The organism is Alphaproteobacteria bacterium PA2, assembly GCA_002256425.1.
Taxonomy (GTDB): domain Bacteria; phylum Pseudomonadota; class Alphaproteobacteria; order Caulobacterales; family Caulobacteraceae; genus Phenylobacterium.
Genome location: NKIZ01000001.1, coordinates 1,270,728 through 1,292,226 on the forward strand (window position 1 = coordinate 1,270,728; position 21,499 = coordinate 1,292,226).

Consider the following 21,499-nt stretch of genomic DNA (forward strand, 5'->3'; position numbering starts at 1 on the left):
TCCATGCCCCATTTGCGTCTCGCCGCCGGTCCATTTGACTTCACCGGCCGGCTGGAAACTGAAATCGCGCCAAAAACCTGCGCCGCCATCCTCGACCGGCTGCCCTTCGAAACCAGACTGGTCCACGTGCGCTGGAGCGGGGAGGCGGTCTGGGCGCCGCTGGGGGATCTGGATTTCGGGGTCGAGCCGGAGAACGCCACCAGCTATCCGGCGCCAGGCCAGATGCTGCTCTATCCGGGCGGGATCAGCGAGACCGAGCTCCTGTTGGCCTATGGCCCCGTCCGGTTCGCCAGCAAGGCTGGTCAGTTGGCGGGCACGCCCTTCCTGACTTTGACCTCTGGAATGGAACAGCTGCACGAGCTTGGCCGAATGACCCTCTGGCAGGGAGCGCAGCCTCTTCGACTGTCGGCGATCTAGGCCCGTCGGATCACCAGGGTCGCCCAGGCGTCTCGGTGGATGCGACGGACCAGGGTGAAGCCCTTGGACCGATAGGCACCCAGCACCCGGCGTTCCTGCGACCGCAGCAGGCCAGACAGAATGGCCAGACCGCCGGGCTTCAGGGCCATCTTGATGTCCTGGCTCAGGGCCACAAGGGGCGGGGCCAGGATGTTGGCGAAGACCAGATCATAGGGCGCCTGGGCCCGGACGCTGACGTGGCCAAGCCCCGAAGCCAGCAGGAACTTGGCCCTGGCCTTGTTCAACTGGGCGTTCTCGCCGGCGATCCTCACAGAGGGCGCGTCTATATCGGTTCCGACCGCAATCGGGGTCCCGGTTCGCGCGGCGGCGATAGCCAGGACGCCGGTGCCCGCGCCCACATCCAGAACCCGGCCAAAGCGCCTGGCCTTGAGCAGGTCATGATAGGCCTGGAGGCAGCCCACCGTCGTGCCGTGGTGACCGGTGCCAAACGCCGCGCCCGCCTCGATCCGCAGGTTCACAGTGTTGAGCGGCGCCTTGCCGCCGTCATGGGCGCCGAAAACGAAGAACCGGCCGGCGCGCACGGGCGGCAAACCTGACAGGGCCATGGCCAGCCAGTCGGCGTCGGCCAGCTTGTCCACCACGGTCTTCATGGGCGGGAATTTCGCCAGCAGGGCGCTCAGGCCCTCCACCTCTTCCGGCGTCGTTGGGAAGGCGTCGATCCGCCAGACATCCCTGTCCTCGTCTTCCTCGAGGATGGAATAGGTGGCCGCTTCCAGGGCTGGATCGGCGTCAATGGCCACGGCGGCGGCTTCGGCCACGGCGCGCGGGCCCCGGGAGACAATCTGATAGGCGTCATCACTCATGCCCCCTCCTGTAGTTGCAGGAGGGGCGAAAGGCGAAGGGGTTTTCGTCAGGCTGCGGCTTTTGCCCTTGCGACAGCCCGCTCGATCAGGTCGCCGATCTTCGGGATCAGGCCCTTGGGCAGGTTGTGTCCCATGCCCGGCAGGACGTGCATTTCAGCGCCCGGCACCACGGCGGCGGTGTCATGTCCGCCTTCGACCGGAACCAGGGGATCGTCGGCGCCATGGATGACCACGGTGGGCGCCTTGATGGTGGCTATCGCCGTCCGGCGGTCGCCGCTGCCGACAATCGCCGCGTACTGGCGCAGGAAGCCAACCGGATAGAAGGACCGCTCGAAGTTGTCGCGGATGATCTTGCGCTGGGCGTCCTCGTCAATGGGGTTGTCGGCCCCAGCCATGACCTTCGCACCGGCGACGCCGTGTTCAATAAAGGCCTCAAGATCCTGGCGTGGATCAGGCCCGCGGTCGGTCAGTCGGGCCATGGCTTCAGGCTTTGCCGGGGGCAGGGCGGGGTTGCCGGTAGTGGACATGATGGAGGTCAGGGACAGGACCTTGTGCGGATGCTCGGCCGCCAGCATCTGGGCGATCATGCCACCCATGGAGGCCCCGACAATGTGCGCCTTGTCCCAGCCCAGGGCGTCGACCATGCCCGCAGCGTCCTTCGCCATATCGGAAAGGAAGTAGGGCACGGCAGGCTTCTGGCCGGACATCAGGGCCTTGAAAACCTCGGTCATGTCCGGAGCGCCGTGCTCCTCGAACTTGTGCGACAGGCCCACATCGCGATTGTCGTAGCGCGCCACCCGGTAACCCCGGGCCGTCAGGTCCTGGACGAAATCCATGGGCCAGGCGGTCATCTGGGCGCCCAGGCCCATGATCAGCAGGATGGGCTCGCCGGTCTCCGGACCATGGATGTCGTATTCCAGCGGAATGCCGTTGGCGGTGATCTGGGGCATGAGGTCTTCCTGAGCGGGGGATTTTCCGCACTTTGCGGCGCCGCTCCCTCCGGAGCAAGCAGGCCTCAGGCCTTTTCCAGGAAGCTGTCTATGACCTTCTTCTCGCCCGCCTTGTCGAAGGCGACGGTGAGCTTGTTGCCCTCCACCGCCTTGACCGCGCCGTAGCCGAACTTCTGGTGGAAGACCCGGTCGCCCCGGGCATAGGCGCTGACATGGGCCGTGTCAGAAGTGGCGATCAGGCGACCTTCGCCCTCGATGACGGTCTGCCGACCAGGGTGGCTGCCGCGATAGTCCTTGGCCTGGGCCCGCCGCCAGCCGGGGGAGTCATACCCCGAGCCGAAGCTGGGGCTCTCGTCCCAGCGGCTTCCGTGCTGCTGCATACCGGGGCCGCCACCGTAATAGCCGGTCTCGGAGCTGGCCTCGACATTGGCCAGGGGCAGTTCATCCACGAACCGGCTGGGCAGCTGGCTGGTCCACCGTCCATAGACCTGACGATTGGCGACGAAGGAGATCCGCGCCTCTTCCCGGGCCCGGGTAATGCCCACATAGGCCAGGCGTCGCTCTTCCTCGAGACCCTTCTCGCCGCTTTCGTCCATGCTGCGCTGGGAGGGGAAGACCCCTTCTTCCCAGCCGGGCAGGAAGACCAGGGGGAATTCCAGGCCCTTGGCCGAGTGCAGGGTCATGATCTGCACGGCGTCGGCCTGGGGGCCGCGGTCCATGTCCATGACCAGGGAGACGTGCTCAAGATAGGCCTGCAGGGTGTCGAAGGCGCCCATGGACTGGACCAGCTCCTTCAGGTTTTCCAGCCGGGTCTGGGCGGTGGGCGTCTTGTCCAGACGCAGGGCGTCGGTATAGCCGCTCTCCTCCAGCACCTGCTCCATCAGCCGGGCATGGGCCACGGTCTGGGCCTGGGCCCGCCAGCGGTCCAGGTCGCGGATGAAGTTGGAAAGCGACGTCCTGGTCCTGGCGGGGAGTTCGTCCGTTGCGGCGGCGTCCCGCGCAGCTGTCATCACCGACACTCCGCCCAGCCGTGCGATCTGCAAAAGTTTCTGCACCGAGGACTCGCCGATCCCGCGCTTGGGGGTGTTGATGATCCGCTCGAAGGCCAGGTCGTCGTCCGGTGACTGGATCAGGCGCAGATAGGCGTGGGCGTCACGGATTTCCGCCCGCTCGAAAAACCGCGGTCCGCCGACCACGGTGTAGGGAATGGACAGCAGGACGAACCGCTCTTCAAAGGCCCGCATCTGGAAGGAGGCCCGGACCAGGATTGCCACGTCGCGGTACTTGCGCGGGTCTTTCTCGGTGGTTCCCTTGCGGGCCCGCTCGATCTCGTCGGCGATCAGCCGGCTCTCGGCCTCGCCGTCCCAGACGCCGCGGACAATGACCTTCTCGCCGCCATTCTGTTCGGTCCACAGGGTCTTGCCCAGCCGGCCCTTGTTGGCGCTGATCAGGCCTGACGCCGCCGCGAGGATGTGGCTGGTTGAACGATAGTTCCGCTCAAGGCGGATCACGGTGGCGCCCGGGAAGTCCCGCTCGAACCGCAGGATGTTGTCCACTTCGGCGCCCCGCCAGCCATAGATCGACTGGTCGTCATCGCCCACGCAGCAGACATTCTGGCTGGCCTGGCCCAGCAGGCGCAGCCACAGATACTGGGCGACATTGGTGTCCTGGTATTCGTCCACCAGAATGTAGCGGAACCGCCGGTGGAACTCGGCCAGCACGTCCGGCTTGGTCATGAATATGGTCAGGTTGTGCAGCAGCAGGTCGCCGAAGTCGCAGGCGTTCAGCACCCGCAGGCGCTCCTGATACAGGCGATAGAGGGTCTGGCCCTTGTTGTTGGCGAACTGGGCGCCCTCGGCCGGGGGCAGCTTGTCCGGCGTCCAGCCCCGGTTCTTCCAGTGGTCGATCAGGCCGGCAAGGGTCTTGGGCGTCCAGCGCTTGTGATCAACGCCCTCGGCCTCCATCACTTGCTTGAGCAGGCGTTCCTGATCATCGGTGTCGAGGATGGTGTAGTTCGACTTCAGCCCAACCAGCTCGGAATGCCTGCGCAGGATCTGGGCGGCGACGGAGTGGAATGTGCCCAGCCACCTGAGCCCCTCGGCCTCCGGGCCGATGATGTGGGTGATGCGCTCGCGCATTTCCCGTGCGGCCTTGTTGGTGAAGGTCACCACCAGCAGTTCCCAGGGCTTGGCCTTGCCGGTCGAGAGTATGTGGGCCAGCCGGGTGGTCAGGACCCGGGTCTTGCCGGTTCCGGCGCCCGCCAGGACGAGCACCGGACCCTCGGTCGCCTCGACGGCGGCGCGCTGTTCCGGGTTCAGGCCCTCAAGATAGTCCGGCCCCCGAACGCGCGCGAGGTCGCTGATGCGGGGTGAGGGCAGGGGTGATTCAGGCGCGGACATGGGAACATATGTAGCACAAACCCCGCCCTGCTTAAGGGGGGCGATGCCGAAAGGGCTTCAGGCCCTCAGCGCTGTCCGGCGTAAGCCAGGGCGGTGACCCGACAGGCTGACGCCAGCGGGCTTTCGCCCCGGCCCTGATCGACCTTTGCGATCAGTCCGGCCATGCTGAGGCCTTCGGATTTCGCCATGTCCTCAAGCACGGCCCAGAACTCAGGTTCCAGGGCCATGGAGGTCGCGTGGCCAGCGAGGAGAATCGATCTTTTACGAAGTCTGGGCATCACAAGTGCACACGCCCTAATTGCGAGAAGAAGGCAAGCCCAATTTTACCGAGTTAACGTTAAGGCAATTTCACTTGCATAAAAGTGACGCTGTCGTCATCTTTCGATCAAGTCAGCTTTTCAAGGTCCTCCCCCCAATGACCGCCGACATTGTCAGTCTCAATCCTTCGAAACCCAAAGCCAGCCTTGCGCCACGGCTTGAATGGGGCAAGGCCCTGGCCGCCCTTCGTCGCCTTCTGGCCGACAAGGAAGACACAACTGCCGTTTTTGAAATCATGCGCGCCCTGAATGGCGACACCATCAAGAAGGGCTATGACCGTCTTCTGACCGTCCCGGACGGCGGCCGCATGGCTTATGAGGCAAGAGAGTTGGCGCCCAGACTTATGGATGACGCCTGGCTGGACAGCTTCGCACCCGGGTCGGTCGGTGCAGCCTATCGTGACTTCATCAGGTCGGAAAACCTCTCGGCCGAGGGTCTCGCCGAAGTCAGCCGCACCACGGGCGACGACATCGAGGTCAAGCATCCCTATGCCTGGTTTGGTCGTCGCAACCGCGATGTCCATGATCTCTGGCATGTTCTCAGCGGCTATCATCGCGACGCCCTCGGCGAGGCCTGTCTGGTGGCGTTTTCCTATGCCCAGACCAAGGGCCTCGGTTGGGCCCTGATCGCTGTCGGCGCAGTCCTGCGCAGCCGCAAGGGCGACTATCCCTATCCGAAAGCGATCTGGCAGGGCTATCAGCGGGGCAAGGCCGCAGCCTGGCTGCTGGGCGAAGACTATGAGCGTCTGATGGCGGAACCCCTTGAGGCCGCCCGCAAGCGCCTGAACATCACCCCGGCCACCCTCTACAACGCCATTCCGCCCGAAGCCCGCGATACGGTCCTGCCGGCGACCCAGATGGCGGCCTGATCTGAAGCCGGCATCATGCTGTATCGGCCGGGGCTTCGCCCGGCCGGTTTTGGCAGTTCATTAATCTAAAGAACCTAGCCTTCCCGGCGCATAGCTGAAGGTTAGTCTGGTCGTGACCATTGCATCTGATACCGCGGATTCACAGGCCGCGCTGCGGCCGAAACTCCGCCTCGGCATGCTGGCTGTGTGCTGCGCCTATGCGGTCTTCGTGGCCCTGGTCGTCAAGTTTCTGCCGGCCCTGCTGCCCGACCGGGTGAGCCTGGATTTCCTGTCCCATCAGCTGGTGATTGATCGCATCCACACCAGATTGCTGGACAATCTCTACATGCTGGTCGCCTTCCTGCCCCTGGCCTTCCTGATCGAGGGCATTCTGGTCGGCTGGGAAACGTGTTCCTTCCGCCAGATCTTCCTCTCGCCCACAGCTTCGGTGAAGAGCGACATCGCCGTACTGGTCCTTGACCAGCTGCATCTGTTTTCGATTGTCGGTCGCATACTGATGTTCGGCGCCTCCATGATCTCCTGGATGTGGTTGCGCCAGCTCATCGCCGACAAGACAGGCTTCGCCGTCGACCCCAGCGGGATACCCCTGCCCATTCAGGTGGTCATTTTCTTCTTCATTTCCAGCTTCTTCGACTACTGGACCCACCGGGCGTCCCACTCGGCGCTGCTCTGGCCCATTCACCGCTATCACCACTCGGCGGAGGATTTCTGCATCCTCACCAGCGGGCGGCAGCACCCGGCCAATTTCGTGCCGATCTTCTTCATGAACCTGCCCATGGCCCTGCTGGGCGCCCAGCCGGAGGTCATGATCTATGTGGTTGTCCTGACCCAGCTCCCCGGCCTTCTGATCCATTCGAAGATCAACTCGGACTGGGGCTGGATCGGAAAATACCTTCTGCAGTCGCCGGTGCATCACCGCATGCACCACAAGCTCGACATGACCCACCCGACCATCCACTTCTCGACGGTTCCGATCTGGGATCGGCTCTTTGGCACCTGGGATGACTACTACAATCCCGACGAGCCGATCGGCGTCGATACCCGTTACCGGCATGGGTTCTGGATCGTTCCGGACATGGTCCGTGACTATATCGACCTCTGGAAGGGCTTTTTCGCCCTGGTCTGGAAGCCAGCCAAATAGCTGTCATCCCGGCCCATAGCCGGATGGACGGCCTGACTTTGACGCCTGGCCGGATTTGTTCCTATCCTCACCCGCAACAGCCGTCAGGCGGCGGCCATTGGGGTCAGGAGCAGGGTCATGTCTGAAGTCGTCGTCGAAGATCGCGGTCCTGTCCGCTGGATCATCCTCAACCGCCCCGAAGTGATGAACGCCATTACCGGCCGGATGCTGGGCGAACTGAATGACGCCCTGAAATCGGCTGACGATACCGACTCCGTCCGGGTGGTGGTCCTGACCGGCGCAGGCCGCGGCTTCTGTTCCGGGCTGGACCTCAAGCAGGCGGCTGCCGGGGAGGGGATTGGCGGCTCGGGCCTGGCCAGCGCCGGCGCACGGCACCACTCCACCCGCGAGATCTGCACCGTCACCCTGCAGCGCATGGACAAGCCGGTGATCGGCGCCATCAACGGCGTAGCGGCAGGCTATGGGCTGGATCTGGCCCTGGGCTGCGATATCCGTCTGATGTCAGACCGCGCCAGCCTCATGCCCGGCTTCACCAGGCGCGGCGTCATCCCCGAAAGCGGCGGCACCTGGTACCTGCCCCGTTTGCTGGGCTGGGCAAAGGCCTGCGAGGTGGCCATGCTTGGTGAGACCCTGAACGCCGAGGCCTCGGTCAGTTATGGCCTCGCCAACAAGGCTGTCCCTGCGGACGAATTCGAAGCTGAGGTCACAGCATGGGCCGAAAAGATCGCGGCCAACGCGCCCCTGGCTGTCACCGAGATGAAGCGACTGTTCCGTCACGGGCTTACCCAGGACTTCGAAAGCCATTCGCACCATGTGCTGATGAGCCTGCTGAACCTGTTCCGGTCCAACGATTTCAAGGAGGGCGTCCAGTCCTTCGTCGAGCGGCGACCGCCGGTCTTCAACGGGGACTAGGCCCGGCCCCGCCGCATCAGAAGCGGGTGTTCAGGGTCATGCTGAGAATGTGATCCACCCGGTTGGCGCCACGGCGGACAACCACCTGGTTTATATATCCGGGTTCGAGGGTCACTGTCGGGCTCAGGGGCGTCGCCACACCGACAAAATTGCGCCAGTTGGTGACATCCCTTTGCTGGAAGCTGGTCTTGTTGAGCCCGACAAAGGGCTCGGTCCAGACGACGCCGGTGAGCTTGTCATTGATCGGCGCCGTCAGGCGCAGCTGCTGGCGCAGCCGCCAGCCGACGCCATCGCGGTCCACCACCCACCTTTGCTCAAGCCGGGTGCGCGAAGACAGGGTCAGCCCCTTGCCATCGCCCATCAGCCGGACGGACAGTTGCTGGAACACTCTGTGCTCTTGGGTGGAGGCTGCGCCCTTGGGTGCGTTGAGGGTATAGACATAGCCCAGATAGGCCGTGGTGGTCGGCGTGAACTTGTAGCCGATCATCGGGCGCAGCTGGAACTGGCCCAGCCTGGAGGAGTCACTGGTGAAGCGCTCCTGCGCCTCCAGCCAGAGCACGCCCTTTTCACCAACCCCGATGGACGCGGTCTGCGCCAGCCAGGTGTTGAAGTCCTCATCCGTGGCATGAGCCGAGCCAGCGGCGGTCACAGTGAGCGCCAGGGCGATCAGGGCGGCGGATTTCATGGGCGAGTTCCTGGATTGGCATCGAAAACAGCTGCAGACCGTCAGGCCTGCCTTGCTCCGTGCACGTACAATGAGTCGGCGGCGGTCGGCTCCAGGATATAGAGCCGGGTCATTGTAGCCGAGACCCTGACGAGGTTTCCAGATGGTGCGATGTCGGAAAACGGAGGCAGGATCCTGTCCGGCCTGAAGGGGGCGTTCAGGCCGGACAAGGTCCCCGGATCATGCGCCGATTGGGGGGGGGCGGTAATCGGCGTAAGACATGATCCGTCGCTTGGGATGAGCTTTTGTCATCCCGGGAAGCGATTTGGCCCTGCGGGGTAGCAAGGGCCGTCAATCGCCTATTCGGATGGCGCGACCACAAGCCGGCCATGCAGGGGCTGCAGGGGCCGGGCATTGTCGCCCATGATCTTGTGGAGGGCGGCGATCTGCTCTTTGGAGGCCGTGGCTGGCTGCTTGATGACGTGCCAGTTCACACCCTCGCTGCAGGGCGGCGTCGTCAGGGAACCCTGGAACCGGTAGACCGAACGGGATGCCGGAAGCAGGCCCGCCGGATCAATGGTCACCGAACTGACAAGCTTGGGGTCCGCCTTCTTGGACGGGGCCGTATCAATGATCTTGGTCAGCTCCGGATTGGCGGCGCCCTCTTCGAACAGGACGCCCAGAACCGCCAGCTTGCCTGACCCGTCTGCGTGGACCAGATGGGCGACCATGGGATAGCGCTTGCCTGCGACCGCCTCTTCAGAGGGGGTGTGGAAATGCACCTGGAGCAGCTTGAATTCCGCCTTGCCGCTGGTCAGGGAGGACCCCTCGGCGAAATTGGCCTGCACCGTGTGACCATTGTTCAGAATGGTCAGGGGGCCAGAGGTGTAATTGGTCTTGATCGGAATTTCGCCAAGGGCATTGGCCTCAGCCAGGTCGATTGGCGACTGCTGGAGGCCTGCCTTGCAAAGGTGATAGTCCGCCGAGAGTTCGCCCCACTTGTTGGGGCCCGTCGGGCCGGCATAGCTCCAGCCTGATTTTTCTGCCGCAAAGGCTGAGGAGGCGATGGATGCGAGGGCGAGGGCCGCTACAGTTGTCTTGAGGCGTGTGGTGATCGTCATCGGGTCTTTCCTGTCATGCCTTGTCGGCCCACCCGAGATGGGCGGTCAGGTGCGGGTCTGAAAGATCGATATGATGGAAAGTGTGATCGTCTTTTAATTGGTTTTATCTATCGACGTGGAGAGGGTCGCATGGGCCTTGTCGGCGATCGCCCTGGCGATCAGGCCGTAGGACTGGGCATAGGCCGAGCCCTGACGCCAGATGGCGGCGATGGTCCGGCTTGCCCGCCAATCCTGGATCTCCAGTCGTCGGACCATGTCCTCCCCGCCCACCTCGGACCGCAGATACAGTTCCGGCAGCAGGGCCAGGCCGATATTGGACCCGGCCATCTGACGAAGGGTGTCCAGGCTGGTCCCCTCATATTCACGCATGACCGTGGCCTTCAGCTCCAGGCAGATGCTCCGGGTCTGCTGATGGAAGGGATGCCTTGGGTCCAGGCTGAGAACCTGGGCGCCCTCCAGGTCCGCTCGCTGGATTACCCTCTTGCGGAAGAGGGGATTATCGGGCGCGGCGACCATGTGAAGGGGTTCCTGGAACAGGGGCTCGATGTCCAGGTCGGCGCCACCCACGGGAAGCGAGGCCAGCACCATGTCCAGGCCGCCACGGCGAAGGGTGGAGGTCAGGTCCTCCGGAATGCCTTCACGGATGTAGAGCCGCATGTCCGGATAGGTCTTGTGCAGGATCGCGACCACGGCGGGCAAAAGGTAGGGCCCAAGGGTCGGGGAGACCCCCAGTCTGATGGTCCCGGCCAGGGCGTTGACGCTGCGCTGGGCGAGGGCCTGCAGGTCATTCATGTCCTGAAGGACCCGCCGGGCCCGCTCGGCGATTTCCCGGCCTATGGGGGTCAGCTGAACCGGATTGTCGCCCCGTTCCACCAGAATAACGCCCAGGCTGGCTTCCAGGGTCCTGATCTGCTGGCTGAGGGTGGGCTGGGCGGCATGGACTGCCGTCGCCGCCCTGCCGAAGTGCCGCGCGTCCGCAAGGGCCACCAGGTATTCCAGTTGACGCAGTGTCGGCACGCTCTTGGCTCCATGGGTCCCGCCAGGCGCGACAGATCAGTCCGTCCGCTTGGCGCCGTCCAGCAGTTCCCGGGCCTTTTGCGCGATGGACTTGACCAGGGTCTTCTCGCCCTTGGTCTGACCATGCTTGGCGCGGTTGGCGGCGGCCAGGGCCTTGGCGTTCGCCGCCTCCCTGGCCTTCTTGGCCTGGTTGAAGTTGATGACCGTCATGGCCTGCCTACTTCACCGAAGCGCAGAACCGCTGGATGCGGCCGCAGGCGTCTTCCAGCACGGTGTTGGAGGTCGCATAGCTGATGCGGAAGAAGGGAGAGAGACCAAAGGCCTCGCCGAACACCACTGCTACGCCCTCGGCGTCCAGCAGCTCATTGGCGAAGTCCTTGTCTGAGGCGATCAGCTTGCCGGACGGGGCGGTCTTGCCGATCAGGGCCTCACAGCTCGGATAGACATAGAAGGCGCCTTCCGGGACGGGGCACTTCAGGCCGGTGGCCTGGTTCAGCATGGACACGACCAGATCGCGGCGGTCCTGGAACAGGCGGGCGTTGGGCTTGATGAAGTCCTGCGGGCCGTTCAGGGCCTCCACCGCCGCATACTGCGAGATGGACGAGGGGTTGGAGGTGGACTGGCTCATGACCTTGGCCATCAGCTTGATCAGGGGTTCTGGGCCCGCCGCATAGCCGATCCGCCAGCCGGTCATGGCATAGGCCTTTGACACGCCGTTCATGGTCAGGGTGCGGTCATAGAGGGCCGGCTCCACCTGGGCGATGGTGCAGAACTCCATGTCGTCAAACAGCAGATGCTCGTACATGTCGTCGGTGAGGATCCACACATGGGGATGGCGCAGCAGGACGTCGGCCAGTTCCCGCAGCTCGGCCTTGGTATAGGCCGCGCCGGACGGGTTGGACGGCGAGTTGAGCAGCAGCCAGCGGGTCTTCGGCGTAATGGCCCTTTCCAGATCGGCCGGGCGCAGCTTGAAGCCCGTTTCGGCGGTGGTCGGCGCAAACACCGGCGTGCCACCGGCCAGCAGGACCATGTCGGGATAGCTGACCCAATAGGGGGTCGGCACCACGACCTCGTCGCCGGGGTTCAGGGTGGCCATCATGGCGTTGAAGATCACCGGCTTGCCGCCGGGGGACACGTTCACCTGGCTGGTCTTGTAGGTCAGGCCGTTCTCACGGGCGAACTTGTCGACAATGGCCTGCTTCAGCTCGGGAATGCCGTCCACCGTGGTGTACTTGGTCTTGCCGTCGCGAATGGCCTTGATCGCCGCTTCCTTGATATTCTCCGGGGTGTCGAAATCGGGCTCACCGGCGCCCAGGCTGATGACGTCCTTGCCCTGGGCTTTCAGTTCACGGGCCTTCTGATCGGTGGCCATGGTGGCCGAAGGCTTCACGCGGGCGAGCGTAGACGACTCAAGTGACATGACGGGCGGACTCCCGGTCGGAGGTGAAAGGAAACGCGCGGGGTTTAGCTGAAGCCGGGCCTCAGGCATAGGGGCGCCTTGACCGCAGGCCCTCAACAGGCGAGGCAGGCCCATGCGCAGGCTGATGACCTTCCTGACCACAATGGACCGCCAGGCCTGGCGGAGCCTGGCCATATCCTTCGTCCTGTTCGGCGGCGTGGGGATGGTCTTCCTGTTCGGGGCCCAGGTGCTGGGCTTCAATGGCGAGGCGACGGTGGAGCGCTGGCTGGGCTCGGCCACCGGCCCCTGGGCCCTGCCGGCCGCGGTCGGGGCCTTCGCCGGTCTGGCCTTCCTGGGCGTGCCCCAGTTCGTGCTGATCGCCGCGGCTGTTGTGGCCTTCGGCCCCTGGGATGGTTTCGCCTACAGCTGGATCGGCACCATGGTTTCGGCCCTGGTGGGCTTCTATCTCGGCCGGGCGGCGGGGGCGCGGCCCCTCAAGACCCTGTCTGGCGAGAGCATGACCCGGTTCATGGATCTGGTGGGCCGCAATGGCTTCCTGGCCAGTCTGATCGTCCGGCTGGTGCCCTCGGCGCCCTTTATCGTCATCAACATGGCCGCCGGCGTCACCCCCATGCGGGTGGTCGACTTCGCCGCCGGCACCGCCCTCGGCATTGTGCCCAAGATCGCCCTGACCGCCTTTGCCGGAAATTCCATCGTCAGGGCCCTGAAGGGCGGAGGCGTTGAGAGCCTACTCACCCTGGGTCTGGGCCTGGCGGTCTGGATCGGCATAGGCTGGTTCGCCCGCAAATGGCTGCGCGCCCGGGAGGCGGCCGATCCCAAGGAGTCCTGAAATGATGAAGCTCTATTACCACCCCGCCACGATTTCCTTCGCCGTCCAGGTCGCCCTGGAGGACGCCGGTGCGACATCCGAGGCCGAATTCGTCGACTTCCGCACCAACGCCCAGAGGACGCCGGAATTTCTGGCCATCAATCCCAAGAGCCGGGTGCCGGCCATGGTCACCGACCGGGGCGTCCTGACCGAGACCCCGGCCATCATGGAATACATCGCCCGGACCCATCCGGCCGCGAACCTGGCGCCCCTGGATGATCCGTTCGCCATGGCGGAGATCAACGCCTTCAACATCTATCTCTGCAGCACGGTCCACGTGGCCATGGCCCACCGCTATCGCGGCTATCGCTGGGCCGACGACCCCGACGCCATCAAGGCCATGACCGCCAAATCCCCCGAAGTGGTGGCCGACTGCTTCCGGGTGATCGAGGAGGAATACTTCCGGGGGCCCTTCGTGATGGGGCAGGCCTATACGATCTGCGACCCCTATCTCTACGTCCTCTCCGGATGGCTGGACCGCGACGGCATTGACCGCGCGCAGTTTCCCAAGGTGGACGCGCATTTCCACATGATGCGCGAGCGGGAGACCGTGAAGAAGGTGTCGGCGGACTGGGGGCTGTAAGGGAGAAAGTGACCTCGACAATATCCATACCCGCATATTGGATATGGGTTGAAATCAGTCCGGTTCAAGACTTGCCACACCCGTAGCCCGACGCGATGCTCACGGTCATCTCTGGAAAAGTCTGGTGACCAATATGGTGTTTGAAAGCGCCACTCTACGAGGGACGCGGCGGTATCGACTCTACTCCGACTTGGTCGGCGAGACGTTCCAAATTGACGTAGCTCTACCGAATGGATTTGCTTCAGATGGACCTCCCTTGCCGGTGGCCATTGTCACGGACGCAAATACGAAATTCGGCATGGCCGTCGAGACTGCCAGATTTCTCCAAAGTGGCGATGGGGCAAGGCCAGCAATCCTGGTCGGCGTGGGATACTGTCTCGATGGCTTAGTTCGCCCCAGAGACGCCTATGGAGCTCTGCGCACGCGAGACTTTACCCCTCCATTGATCAAGCCTATCTGGACCGAGTGTCAGCGGCACGAAACGGAAGTCCTGTTCCTAAGGACATTTTGCCTGCAGGCGGTGCTGACAAATTTTTGGACTTCCTTGTCCATGAGCTTCGTCCCTTCATTGAAGAGCGCTACAAAGTCGACCCGGCAGACCAGACACTGGTCGGCAGTTCACTTGGCGGCTTGTTCGGCATCTATACCTACTTTCGACACTCAGACGCCTTTACAGGCTACGTCATCAATAGCCCCTCACTTTGGTGGAACAATAGCGAAATCATGGACTTGGCCGAGCGGATTGCGCTGGTTCCGGACACTTCAACAACAATGTTCGTGTCTGTTGGCGGAGCTGAGCCCAACGATGCCCCATCGCTCATGGTGGACAATTTCCATCGGCTAGTTGGATGCCTTGGGAAGATCCAGGGGCTGGAACTCGCGTCTCATATCTTTGATGGAGAAACCCATACCTCTGTTATCCCAGCTGGGCTCAGTCGGGGCCTCCGAACAGTATTTGGACCGCGGCCCTAGGCCCCATCCCGCGATTGGATTTGGCCGAGATCACCGTGCTGCAACCAAAGTGAAGGTTCCCGGCCGCAAGGGGACATTCCAGTCCGGATGTTCTTCAAGTCGCTTGATAGTCAACCCGGCCTCGATGGCGGCAGTGACGATTTCGCCAAGCGTCCAGAAGCGATAGGCGCATTGGGCCACCAAATCATTTCCAGAAGCATAGGGAACGTCTCCCAGCACCAGATCGGACTTGAAGTAGTCGCCATCGCCATTGGGCTGTGAGAAGACTTTGCGTTCCATGGGGTGGAATTCGTTCAAAACCACGACGCCAGTCTCACTGAGCAAGAAGCGGGTAACGCCGAAAAACCGGATCAGGTCGGTGTGATAGTGGAGGATGCCGAGTTCCGTCAGCACAAGGTCGAACTGGCCCCCCAGGTCCAAGCCGACCACCCGCATTACATCGCTGACAATGTATTGAAGGCCGACGCCAGCATGCCTGGCTAGGTCGAGAGCGTAGCGTTGGTTCTCGCTAGCGAAATCGATGACGGTGACATCGGCGCCTTCTAGGGCGAGGGCAACCGCTAATCGACCATGGGAGCCCTGGAGGTTGCAGATCCTCTTGCCCTTTAAGTCGCCCAAATGGTCTCGGAAGCGACGCATCATGCGGCCGGGATCTCCGGCAATCTGCCGAGCGACCACAGATGGTTCGCCGTACATTCGGACCCAGGCCTCATAAGGCGAGGCATTCCAGGCGGTGCGATTGATTTCAGTCAGGTCGGTGGTGCTATTTAAGTCCGGCATTGTGGGCGATCTCCTGCCTGGAGTGTCCATCGTCATTGCCGCACCGGCAAAGCGAATTCCCTGGATACACCAACCTATGCGATTTCTCGCAGCCGCCCAATGGTGCGTTCCAATTCCACACCAAAGGACCCTCAACCCCGGTCACCCCGGCGGAGGCCGGGGTCCAGTTCATAGGGCTCGGGGCTGGTTTGTTGTCCCAGGAGCGACCTCTCCGGGAATGGCGTGACCTGGGAACTGGATACCGGCCTCCGCCGGTATGACAGGTGTGGGGTCGGGTCGCGCAATATTCGCCCCCATCGCGGCCATCAGCGCCCCCTTCACGCAAGACTGTTGCGCGAGACCCCCGGAATCTGTACACACCCTCCCATGCGCACCGCCTCGCACCTCTTGCTCCTTGAGCTTCGGCTTAGCCGCCCCTGGGCGCCTCTTTAGGCTGCGCGACTTCGCGGCCGGGCGTTTCAGGGGATGACCCAAGAGCCCGACCTCACTAAAAGCCCCCGCGAAGCAAGAGATTTCCAAATGACCCAATCTGCAAACGACGCCCAAGGCGTGACCCCTGTCCGCGATCCCAAGGATCGCGTCATCGTCTTCGACACCACCATGCGCGACGGCGAGCAGTCGCCTGGCGCCTCCATGTCCCTGGACGAGAAGCTGGAACTGTCCAAGATCCTCGAGGACATGCGGGTCGACGTGATCGAGGCCGGTTTCCCCATCGCCTCCAACGGCGACTTCGAAGCCGTGCACCGGATCTCCCAGATCGTCACCGAGAGCACGGTCTGTGGCCTGGCCCGGGCCGGCGTCGCCGACATCGAGCGCTGCGCCGAGGCCATCAGGCCCGCCAAGCGCGGCCGCATCCACACCTTCCTGTCCACCAGCCCTTCCCACCGCGACCACATCCTGCGGGCCAGCCAGGAAGAGATCCTGGAAATGATCACCAAGTCGGTGACCCATGCCCGCAATCTCTGCGATGACATTGAATGGTCGGCCCAGGACGCCACGCGCACCGAGCAGGACTTCCTGCGCCGTTGCGTTGAGGCCGCCATCCGCGCCGGCGCCAAGACCATCAACCTGCCTGACACGGTGGGCTATTCCTATCCCAGCGAATACGCCGACATCTTCCGCGATATTCTCGAGCATGTTCCGGGCGCCGACGCCGTCGTGCTGTCGACCCATTGCCACAATGACCTGGGCCTGGCGGTCGCCAACAGCCTGGCGGGCATTCAGGGCGGGGCCCGTCAGATCGAAGTGGCCGTCAACGGCATTGGTGAGCGGGCCGGCAACGCCGCCCTGGAAGAAGTGGTCATGGCCCTGAAGGTCCGTGGCGACCGCCTGCCCTATTTCACCGGCATCGAGCCGGCCCATATCACCCGGGCCAGCCGCTATGTTTCGGCCATCACCGGCTTCCCGGTGCAGTTCAACAAGGCGATCGTCGGCAAGAACGCCTTCGCCCACGAGAGCGGCATCCACCAGGATGGCATGCTGAAGGATCGCGGCACCTACGAGATCATGAGCCCCGAGACCGTGGGGCAGGGCGCTTCCAACCTGGTCATGGGCAAGCATGCTGGCCGGGCGGGCTTCCGCGAGAAGCTGAAGGAGCTGGGCTACGAGCTGGGCCAGAACGCCTTGAACGAAGCCTTCCAGCGCTTCAAGGACCTGGCCGACAAGAAGAAGCACGTCTTCGACGATGACATCATCGCCCTGGTGGACGACGCCCTGGCCTCGGGCGCCGACCGGATCCAGGTCAAGCACCTGAAGGTCATCGCCGGCACCGAAGGCCCGCAGCAGGCCGAGCTGACCGTGACCGTCGACGGCATCGAGAAGTCGGACTCCGCCACCGGCGATGGTCCGGTGGACGCGGTGTTCAACGCCATCCACAAGGTCGTGCCCCACGCCGCCACCCTGCGCCTGTTCCAGGTGCACGCAGTGACCGAGGGCACGGACGCCCAGGCCCAGGTCTCGGTCCGTCTGGAGGAAGAGGGCCGGATCGCCACCGGTCAGGCCGCCGACACCGACACCCTGACCGCCTCGGCCAAGGCCTATGTGAACGCCCTCAACAACCTCTTCGCCCGCAAGGAAAAGACAGCGCCCGACGCCATCGCCAGCGGCTTCTAAAGCCGCGCTCCTAAACAGGAGGGCGTCATGCTCTGGATATTGCTGACCGCGGCGGCCGCGCCCCTCCAGGTGGCGCGGAACGTGTTTCAACGCGGGCTGATCGGCGATGCAGGACCGTGGGGGGCGACCCTTGTGCGGTTCCTGTTTGGCCTGCCGTTTTCCATCCTGATCTTCAGCCTGGTGGCGGCCCTGACGCCACAGGCGGCGCCCCATGTCTCGACCCGGTTCTGGCTGGCCATTTCGGCTGGAGCCCTGGCGCAGATGGGGGCCACCGCCGCCCTGCTGGTGGCCATGCACAGGTCAGGCTTCGCCGTGGCCACCTTCATGCAGCAGGCCTCCCTGCCGTTGGGGGCCATTGTCGGCTGGCTGGCCTTTGGCGACCACATGGACATCCTCCAGTGGCTGGGTCTGGCGGTGACCAGTCTGGGTCTGACCGTCCTGTCCTGGCCGAAGGTGGACGACGCAAAAGGCGCCATGGTCGGGTCAGCCTTCGGCCTCGCCTCCGGCGCCTGCTTCGCCGTGGCCCTGAACGGCTATCGACAGGCAGGCCTGGCCCTGGATCCTGCCCATCCGATCTATGCGGCGACAGCCGGAGTGGTGGTGGCCCAGACCCTGCAGTCGGTCCTGCTGGGTGGCGCTCTGGCGTTCCTGCGGCCCTCGGCCCTGCGCGCTGTGGCCTCGTCCTGGCGGGCCTCCTTGGGCGCTGGCTTCTGCGGGGCCCTGGCCTCGGCCTTCTGGTTCTCGGCCCTGGCCATGGCGCCGGCGGGTCCGGTGCGGGCTGTGGGGGTCATAGAGGCGCCCATCGCCGCCGCCGCCGGTCGCCGCCTGTTCAAGGAAAAGCTGACCCTGCGCCAGACCCTTGGCGGCGCAGCCACCGCATTGGGGGTGGTGATGACCGCCCTGGGCTGAGATAGTCCGATCATCGGAGGAAGTTTGATGGCGACATTCGACCTTGAGGCCCACGCCGCCCGGCTGGCCGCCGACGGCTATACCGTCATCGAAGACTTCCTCTCGCCGGACGCCCTTGCCGCTGCCAGGGCGGGCCTGGAGCGGCATCTGGGCGCCCATACCGGTCGCAACAATTTCGAGGGCTTCAGGACCGAGCGGGTCTACACCCTGGTGGCCCGGGCCAAGGTCTTCGAGGACGTCACCGAAGATCCCCGGATACTGGCCCTCATGGATCGCTGGCTATTGCCCGGCTACCTGCTCACCGCCAGCCAGGGCATCTGCATCCATCCCGGCGAGACCGCCCAGGGCGTCCACATGGATGACAGCTTCTATCGCCTGCCAAGGCCCAGGGGCGCGGCCAGCCTCAGCGTCATTGTCGCCGTTGACGCCTTCACGGCGACCAATGGCGCTTCAGAGATCATTCCCGGCAGCCATGCCTGGGACCAGGCCCAGGTGGACGCGGTGATGGCCAGTGGCGCGGCGAAGCATCTGCAGCCTGTCATCATGCTGGCCGGCGGCGCCATCGTCTTCCAGGGCCACCTCCTGCACCAGGGCGGCGCCAACCGCAGCGACGCCTCGCGGCTGGCCTTCACCAACCAGTACTGCCAGCCCTGGGGCCGGACCCAGGAGAACTTCTTCCTCGGCGTGCCGCAGGACAGGGTCCGGGCCATGTCCCCCCGGCTGCAGCGCCTGCTGGGCTATGACATATGGCCGCCCTTCATGGGCCATGTAACGGCGTCACATCCGCTCAAGGCTCTGGATCCGGACTGGGTGCCGCCGGTGGTGGCCGATGAGCTGAAGGCGGGGACCTAGTGGATAGGTTCACAGGTTAGGGGTCCGGCTGTCGGCTGATGCGCGTGTCGATAACCGGGTCTGATTTCTCGCCCGGGGCCAACGGTGAGATTCGACCCAAAGCCGACGCTCGACAAACTGGACTCATTCTGCTTAGCGGCTCTAGTTTGAGGGTGGATCTTTCGCGGTGGAGGCGAGGATGGAAGACCTGCCGCTGGGGATCGTTTCCAAGACAGTCGATGGGTCCTACGAACTAAGGTTCGAGCGCGACCTTCCGCACGCCCCGCACCAGGTGTGGAAGGTGATCTCCTCCCAAGAAGGACTCGCTCGCTGGCTCTCGGAAGCCGCGATCGAACTTCGTCCGGGAGGGTCTTTTCGACTTTGGGGGCAGTGCAGCGTCGAGGGCCAGGTCGTGGAGGTAAAGCCCCACTGCCTCCTCAGTTGGACATGGCCTCATCCCGACCACCCGCTGTCAGAAGTGAGGATCTCACTGACTGAGCCCAGCGACGGTCGCTCCCACATCACCCTCGTGCAAACTGGGTTGCCACAGCAACATTTGCTGGATGTCGCCACCGGCTGGCACACTCACCTTGACGCGCTGCCCGGGGCAGTGGTCGGAAGGGCCACCCAGTTCGATATTAAGCGCGCGGCAATGCACTACCGAACGTATGCTAAGGCCCTTAGCGATTATGTCCGTTTTCCCCCCATCTCAGAACTTCCCAAGGTCCGCTAGCAGGCAACGTACGCACCCAGCCTTGTAGCCTGGAGCCCACTTCCGGCCAGGCGCGAAACGTCATCTTCCATCCCCTAGAACCCCGAAGTCTGGGCGTCGAAGAAGTCTTCGGGGTCTTCCACTTCCACCAGCTTGCCCTTGCGGATTTCCAGGAAGCGGTTGGCGGCGGTGCGGGTGAAGTAGCGGTCGTGGCTGACGAAGAGGCAGGCCACCTCGGCCTGCTCCAGCTCGGCCTCCAGGTCTTCCTGGCCTTCGATGTCCAGGTGGTTGGTGGGTTCGTCCAGCAGGTAGAGGTTGGGCTTGGCCAGTTTCAGCTGCAGGAAGACCAGCCGGGCCCGCTCCCCATGGCTGAGGTTTCCGATGGGTCCCGTGACGCGGACGGCGGGAAAGCCCGCCTTGGCCAGCAGAGCCATGCCGTCCTTCAGGCTGACCTCCTCGGCCTGGCGCACATAGTCGATCAGGCTGACCTTGAGGGGCAGTTGCGCCATACGCTGGTCGAAATAGACCATGCGGCATTGCGGGTTGAAGCGGATGGCGGCTGACTTGTCATAGTGCAGGGCCTCTGGGTCAAAAGCGTCCCGCAGGGCGTTGAGCAGGGTGGACTTGCCCGAACCATTGATCCCCAGCAGGGCGATCCGGTCGCCGGCGCCCACAGTCAGACGGTCGACTTTGAACAGGGTGCGACCGCCCCCCGGGACCATGACGGAATAGTTCTCGAGCCGCAGAACAGCCTTGGCGCCGATATCGCCATTGTGCAGGTCCAGGGCCCGGGCCTTGGGGACATAGACCTGGGTCTTTTCGGCCTCGATCCTGTCAATGCGCTTTTCCGTCGCCTTGGCGCGCTTGTCGAACTTGTCGTTCTTGATCCCCCAGACCCGGTAGCGGGCGGCCACTTTCTGCAGGCGGTCGATCTCCTTCTCCTCCAGCTTTCGCCGGCCGGCGTCGGCGGCGTCCCTTTGCAGCAGGGCCTGGCGGGCCTCGACAAAGGGAACACTGAAGCTGTGAGCCACATCCCGACGCAGGAACAAGGTGCGGCTGGTGGCCCTCTGCAGGAAGGCCCGGTCATGGCTGACAATCAGCATGGGCAGGCGGGTCTCGGCGTCCAGCCAGGATTCCAGGGTATTGATATTGCCAAGATCCAGATGGTTGGTCGGCTCATCGAGGATCAGCAGGTCGGGTTCGGACAGGCGGGCCGCCGCGGCGATCAGCAACAACCTCTGCCAGCCACCGCTCAGGGACCCGAAGGTCTGTTCGGCTGTCTCGTACGACATGCCGATCTCGTCGAGCATGACGTCGACCTTCCAGGCCTCGGAGCCATCGTCCTGGGGGAGGGCCTTTTCCAGCACCTCGCGGACCGGCAGGTCGCCAAGGCCGTCCGGAATGTCCTGGGGCACATAGCCGATCTTCAGACCCCGGGACTTGATGATCTTGCCGTCGATCAGGGTCAGTTCCCCCAGCAGGCATTTGATCAGGGTGGACTTGCCGGCGCCGTTCTCGCCCACCAGGGCCGTGCGGGCGTCGTCCAGCTGGAAGGTCAGGCCCGCGAATACCTGGGTGGAGCCATAGGAAAACTCTGCATTTTCAACACCCAATACGGCCTTGCTGGACATTTCATTCTCTG

General features: G+C 63.9%; 22 protein-coding genes. 11 read left to right on the top strand and 11 right to left on the bottom strand.

Annotation, left to right across the window (positions count from 1 at the left end; translation table 11 throughout):
• Nucleotides 1-3: 3 nt before the first annotated feature.
• On the top strand, nt 4-417 hold the full coding sequence (locus CFE28_06185) for a cyclophilin-like superfamily protein (protein OYU69620.1): 414 nt from the start codon (nt 4-6) through the stop codon (nt 415-417).
• Here the strand turns inward: CFE28_06185 and CFE28_06190 are convergent.
• From CFE28_06190 to CFE28_06205, 4 genes are all read right to left on the bottom strand, one after another.
• Entirely contained in the window at nt 414-1,280 is an 867-nt protein-coding gene (locus CFE28_06190) for a 50S ribosomal protein L11 methyltransferase (GenBank protein OYU69621.1), read from the bottom strand. The two genes, CFE28_06185 and CFE28_06190, sit on opposite strands and share 4 nt — an antisense overlap.
• A gap of 47 nt (nt 1,281-1,327) precedes the next feature.
• A complete protein-coding gene (locus CFE28_06195) occupies nt 1,328-2,230 on the bottom strand; it encodes an alpha/beta hydrolase (GenBank protein ID OYU69622.1) in 903 nt (300 codons plus the stop codon).
• A gap of 65 nt (nt 2,231-2,295) precedes the next feature.
• The gene (locus tag CFE28_06200; protein OYU69623.1) at nt 2,296-4,629 is read right to left on the bottom strand and encodes a DNA helicase II; all 2,334 of its coding nucleotides are present in this window, start codon (nt 4,627-4,629) and stop codon (nt 2,296-2,298) included.
• 65 nt (nt 4,630-4,694) lie between these two features.
• Nucleotides 4,695-4,907: an aryl-sulfate sulfotransferase gene (locus tag CFE28_06205; GenBank protein OYU69624.1), complete on the bottom strand. Its 213-nt coding sequence runs from the start codon at nt 4,905-4,907 to the stop codon at nt 4,695-4,697.
• Between the two features lie 137 nt (nt 4,908-5,044).
• On the opposite strand from CFE28_06205, the gene CFE28_06210 reads away from it, so the two are divergent.
• The 3 genes from CFE28_06210 to CFE28_06220 all read left to right on the top strand — a co-directional run bounded on the left by CFE28_06210 (nt 5,045) and on the right by CFE28_06220 (nt 7,868).
• Complete coding sequence (locus CFE28_06210; protein OYU69625.1) at nt 5,045-5,815, top strand: ubiquinone biosynthesis protein; 771 nt, start codon at nt 5,045-5,047, stop codon at nt 5,813-5,815.
• Between the two features lie 112 nt (nt 5,816-5,927).
• Nucleotides 5,928-6,956: a hypothetical protein gene (locus CFE28_06215; protein ID OYU69626.1), complete on the top strand. Its 1,029-nt coding sequence runs from the start codon at nt 5,928-5,930 to the stop codon at nt 6,954-6,956.
• 117 nt (nt 6,957-7,073) lie between these two features.
• On the top strand, nt 7,074-7,868 hold the full coding sequence (locus tag CFE28_06220) for an enoyl-CoA hydratase (GenBank protein ID OYU69627.1): 795 nt from the start codon (nt 7,074-7,076) through the stop codon (nt 7,866-7,868).
• Nucleotides 7,869-7,884: 16 nt separating this feature from the next.
• Here CFE28_06220 and CFE28_06225 read toward each other — a convergent pair whose 3' ends face one another.
• From CFE28_06225 to CFE28_06245, 5 genes are all read right to left on the bottom strand, one after another.
• On the bottom strand, nt 7,885-8,553 hold the full coding sequence (locus tag CFE28_06225) for a hypothetical protein (GenBank protein OYU69628.1): 669 nt from the start codon (nt 8,551-8,553) through the stop codon (nt 7,885-7,887).
• A 338-nt stretch (nt 8,554-8,891) separates the two neighbouring features.
• The gene (locus CFE28_06230; GenBank protein OYU69629.1) at nt 8,892-9,653 is read right to left on the bottom strand and encodes a hypothetical protein; all 762 of its coding nucleotides are present in this window, start codon (nt 9,651-9,653) and stop codon (nt 8,892-8,894) included.
• A gap of 93 nt (nt 9,654-9,746) precedes the next feature.
• Nucleotides 9,747-10,670 carry a DNA-binding transcriptional regulator OxyR gene (locus CFE28_06235; protein OYU69630.1) on the bottom strand — a complete coding sequence of 308 codons (924 nt, stop codon included), beginning with the start codon at nt 10,668-10,670 and terminating at the stop codon, nt 9,747-9,749.
• 36 nt (nt 10,671-10,706) lie between these two features.
• Entirely contained in the window at nt 10,707-10,880 is a 174-nt protein-coding gene (locus CFE28_06240; GenBank protein ID OYU69631.1) for a DUF4169 domain-containing protein, read from the bottom strand.
• A gap of 7 nt (nt 10,881-10,887) precedes the next feature.
• The gene (locus CFE28_06245; GenBank protein ID OYU69632.1) at nt 10,888-12,090 is read right to left on the bottom strand and encodes an aspartate aminotransferase; all 1,203 of its coding nucleotides are present in this window, start codon (nt 12,088-12,090) and stop codon (nt 10,888-10,890) included.
• A 112-nt stretch (nt 12,091-12,202) separates the two neighbouring features.
• Between CFE28_06245 and CFE28_06250 the strand changes: the two genes are divergently transcribed.
• The 3 genes from CFE28_06250 to CFE28_06260 all read left to right on the top strand — a co-directional run bounded on the left by CFE28_06250 (nt 12,203) and on the right by CFE28_06260 (nt 14,513).
• A complete protein-coding gene (locus tag CFE28_06250) occupies nt 12,203-12,919 on the top strand; it encodes a TVP38/TMEM64 family protein (protein ID OYU69633.1) in 717 nt (238 codons plus the stop codon).
• 1 nt (nt 12,920) lies between these two features.
• Entirely contained in the window at nt 12,921-13,541 is a 621-nt protein-coding gene (locus tag CFE28_06255; GenBank protein OYU69634.1) for a glutathione S-transferase, read from the top strand.
• 234 nt (nt 13,542-13,775) lie between these two features.
• Complete coding sequence (locus CFE28_06260) at nt 13,776-14,513, top strand: hypothetical protein (protein ID OYU69635.1); 738 nt, start codon at nt 13,776-13,778, stop codon at nt 14,511-14,513.
• Nucleotides 14,514-14,543: 30 nt separating this feature from the next.
• Here CFE28_06260 and CFE28_06265 read toward each other — a convergent pair whose 3' ends face one another.
• On the bottom strand, nt 14,544-15,293 hold the full coding sequence (locus CFE28_06265) for an SAM-dependent methyltransferase (protein ID OYU69636.1): 750 nt from the start codon (nt 15,291-15,293) through the stop codon (nt 14,544-14,546).
• Between the two features lie 519 nt (nt 15,294-15,812).
• On the opposite strand from CFE28_06265, the gene CFE28_06270 reads away from it, so the two are divergent.
• The 4 genes from CFE28_06270 (at nt 15,813) to CFE28_06285 (ending at nt 19,878) form a co-directional block, all read left to right on the top strand.
• A complete protein-coding gene (locus tag CFE28_06270) occupies nt 15,813-17,405 on the top strand; it encodes a 2-isopropylmalate synthase (protein ID OYU69637.1) in 1,593 nt (530 codons plus the stop codon).
• Between the two features lie 27 nt (nt 17,406-17,432).
• The gene (locus CFE28_06275) at nt 17,433-18,314 is read left to right on the top strand and encodes a multidrug transporter (protein OYU69638.1); all 882 of its coding nucleotides are present in this window, start codon (nt 17,433-17,435) and stop codon (nt 18,312-18,314) included.
• A gap of 27 nt (nt 18,315-18,341) precedes the next feature.
• A complete protein-coding gene (locus tag CFE28_06280; GenBank protein OYU69639.1) occupies nt 18,342-19,166 on the top strand; it encodes a phytanoyl-CoA dioxygenase in 825 nt (274 codons plus the stop codon).
• Nucleotides 19,167-19,332: 166 nt separating this feature from the next.
• Nucleotides 19,333-19,878, top strand: a complete 546-nt coding sequence (locus CFE28_06285; protein OYU69640.1) for a hypothetical protein — start codon at nt 19,333-19,335, stop codon at nt 19,876-19,878.
• A gap of 74 nt (nt 19,879-19,952) precedes the next feature.
• Here CFE28_06285 and CFE28_06290 read toward each other — a convergent pair whose 3' ends face one another.
• Nucleotides 19,953-21,488: an ABC transporter gene (locus CFE28_06290; protein OYU69641.1), complete on the bottom strand. Its 1,536-nt coding sequence runs from the start codon at nt 21,486-21,488 to the stop codon at nt 19,953-19,955.
• Nucleotides 21,489-21,499: the final 11 nt, after the last annotated feature.

Bases quoted from the DNA above. Each gene is read 5' to 3' on its own strand.
- CFE28_06185 (OYU69620.1), top strand. From the start codon at position 4: ATGCCCCATTTGCGTCTCGCCGCCGGTCCATTTGACTTCACCGGCCGG.
- CFE28_06190 (OYU69621.1), bottom strand. From the start codon at position 1,280: ATGAGTGATGACGCCTATCAGATTGTCTCCCGGGGCCCGCGCGCCGTG.
- CFE28_06195 (OYU69622.1), bottom strand. From the start codon at position 2,230: ATGCCCCAGATCACCGCCAACGGCATTCCGCTGGAATACGACATCCAT.
- CFE28_06200 (OYU69623.1), bottom strand. From the start codon at position 4,629: ATGTCCGCGCCTGAATCACCCCTGCCCTCACCCCGCATCAGCGACCTC.
- CFE28_06205 (OYU69624.1), bottom strand. From the start codon at position 4,907: ATGCCCAGACTTCGTAAAAGATCGATTCTCCTCGCTGGCCACGCGACC.
- CFE28_06210 (OYU69625.1), top strand. From the start codon at position 5,045: ATGACCGCCGACATTGTCAGTCTCAATCCTTCGAAACCCAAAGCCAGC.
- CFE28_06220 (OYU69627.1), top strand. From the start codon at position 7,074: ATGTCTGAAGTCGTCGTCGAAGATCGCGGTCCTGTCCGCTGGATCATC.
- CFE28_06225 (OYU69628.1), bottom strand. From the start codon at position 8,553: ATGAAATCCGCCGCCCTGATCGCCCTGGCGCTCACTGTGACCGCCGCT.
- CFE28_06230 (OYU69629.1), bottom strand. From the start codon at position 9,653: ATGACGATCACCACACGCCTCAAGACAACTGTAGCGGCCCTCGCCCTC.
- CFE28_06240 (OYU69631.1), bottom strand. From the start codon at position 10,880: ATGACGGTCATCAACTTCAACCAGGCCAAGAAGGCCAGGGAGGCGGCG.
- CFE28_06245 (OYU69632.1), bottom strand. From the start codon at position 12,090: ATGTCACTTGAGTCGTCTACGCTCGCCCGCGTGAAGCCTTCGGCCACC.
- CFE28_06250 (OYU69633.1), top strand. From the start codon at position 12,203: ATGCGCAGGCTGATGACCTTCCTGACCACAATGGACCGCCAGGCCTGG.
- CFE28_06255 (OYU69634.1), top strand. From the start codon at position 12,921: ATGATGAAGCTCTATTACCACCCCGCCACGATTTCCTTCGCCGTCCAG.
- CFE28_06265 (OYU69636.1), bottom strand. From the start codon at position 15,293: ATGCCGGACTTAAATAGCACCACCGACCTGACTGAAATCAATCGCACC.
- CFE28_06270 (OYU69637.1), top strand. From the start codon at position 15,813: ATGACCCAATCTGCAAACGACGCCCAAGGCGTGACCCCTGTCCGCGAT.
- CFE28_06275 (OYU69638.1), top strand. From the start codon at position 17,433: ATGCTCTGGATATTGCTGACCGCGGCGGCCGCGCCCCTCCAGGTGGCG.
- CFE28_06280 (OYU69639.1), top strand. From the start codon at position 18,342: ATGGCGACATTCGACCTTGAGGCCCACGCCGCCCGGCTGGCCGCCGAC.
- CFE28_06290 (OYU69641.1), bottom strand. From the start codon at position 21,488: ATGTCCAGCAAGGCCGTATTGGGTGTTGAAAATGCAGAGTTTTCCTAT.